3 protein-coding genes are annotated in these 2,525 nt (G+C 74.2%); 2 read left to right on the plus strand and 1 reads right to left on the minus strand.

What is annotated here, in order from left to right:
- Positions 1-52 precede the first annotated feature (52 nt).
- Positions 53-670 (plus strand): mycothiol-dependent nitroreductase Rv2466c family protein, encoded by a 618-nt coding sequence (locus FOE67_RS22565; protein WP_182666679.1) that lies wholly within the window; start codon positions 53-55, stop codon positions 668-670.
- Between the two features lie 159 nt (positions 671-829).
- Here the strand turns inward: FOE67_RS22565 and FOE67_RS22570 are convergent, their stop codons facing one another.
- Positions 830-1,471 carry a superoxide dismutase gene (locus tag FOE67_RS22570; protein ID WP_182666680.1) on the minus strand — a complete coding sequence of 214 codons (642 nt, stop codon included), beginning with the start codon at positions 1,469-1,471 and terminating at the stop codon, positions 830-832.
- Positions 1,472-1,795: 324 nt separating this feature from the next.
- Here FOE67_RS22570 and FOE67_RS22575 point away from each other — a divergent pair, with 324 nt between their 5' ends.
- A complete protein-coding gene (locus FOE67_RS22575; protein ID WP_182666681.1) occupies positions 1,796-2,398 on the plus strand; it encodes a biotin transporter BioY in 603 nt (200 codons plus the stop codon).
- Positions 2,399-2,525: the final 127 nt, after the last annotated feature.

Consider the following 2,525-nt stretch of genomic DNA (forward strand, 5'->3'; position numbering starts at 1 on the left):
GGGGGCCTCCCTCGGCGGCCCGGGTGACGGGGCCGGCGGCGACGGGGAACCGGTGACGGCGGACTTCTGGTTCGACCCCGCCTGTCCCTGGGCGTGGGTGACCTCGCGGTGGATGAAGCAGGTCGAGGCGGTGCGGCCGGTGCGGGTGCGCTGGAACGTCATGAGTCTGGCCGTCCTCAACGAGGACCGCCTCGACGAACTCCCCGAGAGGTACCGGCAGGGCATGAGGGAGGCCCGGGGGCCGGTGCGGGTGTGCGTCGCGGTCGCCGCCGAGCACGGGCAGGAGGCACTGGACCGGCTCTACACCGAGTTGGGGAACCGGCGCCACGGCGAGGGCCGGGCGCTGGACCGGGACACCCTGCGGGAGGCCCTGAAGGCGGCCGACCTGCCGGTCGAACTCGCCGACGAGGCGGAGTCCACCGACCGCGACGAGGAGGTGCGCGCCTCCCACGGCAGGGGGATCGGGCTGGTCGGCCGGGACGTGGGCACCCCGGTGATCGCGGTTCCCGGGCCCGACGGCGAGCCGGTGGCCTTCTTCGGCCCCGTGGTCACCCCGATGCCCCGCGGCGAGGCGGCGGGGCGGCTGTGGGACGGTGTGCTGCTGGTGGCCGGCACGCCGGGCTTCTACGAGCTCAAGCGATCCCGCACCGAGCGGCCCCGGATCGACTGAGACGCGCCGCGGACCGACCGGTCCACGACGGAACGGGGGCCCGCGCGTCACGACCGCGCGGGCCCCCGTCCCTTTCCACCCGCCCGGTGAGCGGTGAGAAGACGATCACGCGAGCGAGGGGTTCGGGTGGGCCGGTGGCGCCCGGCCCGGAGCGGTGCCTCAGGGGGCGAGCAGCAGGGTGCCGGCGCGCTCCCGGGCGGCGGTGTACCGGGCCGCCACGTCCTGCCAGTTCACCACCCGCCACATCGCCTCGACGAAGTCCACCTTCTGGTTGCGGTACTGCAGGTAGAAGGCGTGCTCCCAGGCGTCGAAGACCAGGATCGGCACCGAGCCCTGACCGACGTTGCCCTGGTGGTCGTAGACCTGCTCCACGATCAGCCGGCCGCTCACCGGCTCGTACGCCAGGACGCCCCAGCCCGACCCCTGGGTGGTGGCGGCGGCCTTGGAGAGCTGGGCTTTGAAGCGGGCGAAGGAGCCGAAGGACTCGGCGATGGCGTCGGCCAGCTCACCGGTGCCGTCCTTCTCCAGCGGCTCGCCGCCGCCGTCGCCGGACATGTTGTGCCAGTAGATCGAGTGCAGGATGTGCCCGGACAGGTGGAAGGCCAGGTTCTTCTCCAGACCGTTGATCCCGGCCCACTGCTCCTTGCTCCGGGCCTCCTCCAGCTGCTCCAGGGTGTCGTTCGCGCCCTTCACGTACGCCGCGTGGTGCTTGTCGTGGTGCAGCTCGATGATCTCCCCGGTGATCACCGGCTCCAGCGCGGCGTAGTCGTACGGGAGCTCGGGGAGTGAGTAGACGGCCATGTCCGGTGCCCTTCGACGGCGTGGGTGCCCTGGTCGACCCGCGCGGGCCCTGCGCGGTCCTCTTTTCTGCGAATGACTTGCAACAGCAGGCTAGCAGCAACTTCCCGATCACGGCAGCGGAGTGCCCCCGCGGGTCGTCGCGGGCGGATGGCGGGGAACCCCGGACGGGGAGCGGGGCCCACAAGGGAGACGGTGTGGTTTTGTCGCCAAGCTCACGCGGAACCGGGCCCGGTCCTCGGTTAGCGTCGGGGAGGCCGTGACCGGGGCCGACACGCCACCGGGTCCGGCCGTGCCCGCACGTCCATCCCGTCCCGTGGAGATCCCATGAGCACCGCCGCCGCCCACCCCGGGCCGGGCGCCGTCCTCGCCGACATGCTGCCCGCCGGTACCGCCGCCCGCGCCCGGGTCCGCGACATCGCCCTCGTCGCCGGGGGCGCCGCCCTGACCGGTGTCGCCGCCCAGTTCGCCCTGCCGGTGCCCGGCTCGCCCGTCCCGGTCAGCGGCCAGACCTTCGCCGTCCTGCTGGTGGGCGTCTCGCTCGGCCCGCTGCGCGCCTTCGCCTCCCTGCTGCTCTACGCGCTGATCGGCATGGCGGGCATGCCCTGGTTCGCCGAGGGCGCCTCCGGCTGGGGCATGCCCACCTTCGGCTACATCCTCGGCTTCGGCCTGGCCGCCGCGGCCGTGGGCGCCCTGGCGCGGCGCGGGGGCGACCGCACGATGTGGCGCACCGCCGGCACGATGGCCGTGGGTACCGTGATCATCTACGCCATCGGTGTCCCCTACCTCGCCCTGGCCACCGGCATGGGCCTCGGACAGGCCGTCGCGGTCGGCATGCTCCCCTTCCTGATCGGCGACGCGCTCAAGGCGGCGCTGGCGATGGGGGCGCTGCCCCTGGCCTGGCGCCTGGTCGGCCGGCGCGCCGACTGAGTCCCCCGGGCCGCCGTGCCCGGTGCCGACCGGACGCGGTCGGAACCGGGCGCGGCGGCACATTCGTTCGAACGCGCTCGGCGTGCCACGCCCCGGGGTGGGCGCCGGCCCCCCACCGGGAGCCGGC

The organism is Streptomyces calidiresistens (assembly GCF_014141525.1).
Taxonomy (GTDB): domain Bacteria; phylum Actinomycetota; class Actinomycetes; order Streptomycetales; family Streptomycetaceae; genus Streptomyces; species Streptomyces calidiresistens.

Bases quoted from the DNA above. Each gene is read 5' to 3' on its own strand.
- FOE67_RS22570 (WP_182666680.1), bottom strand. From the start codon at position 1,471: ATGGCCGTCTACTCACTCCCCGAGCTCCCGTACGACTACGCCGCGCTG.
- FOE67_RS22575 (WP_182666681.1), top strand. From the start codon at position 1,796: ATGAGCACCGCCGCCGCCCACCCCGGGCCGGGCGCCGTCCTCGCCGAC.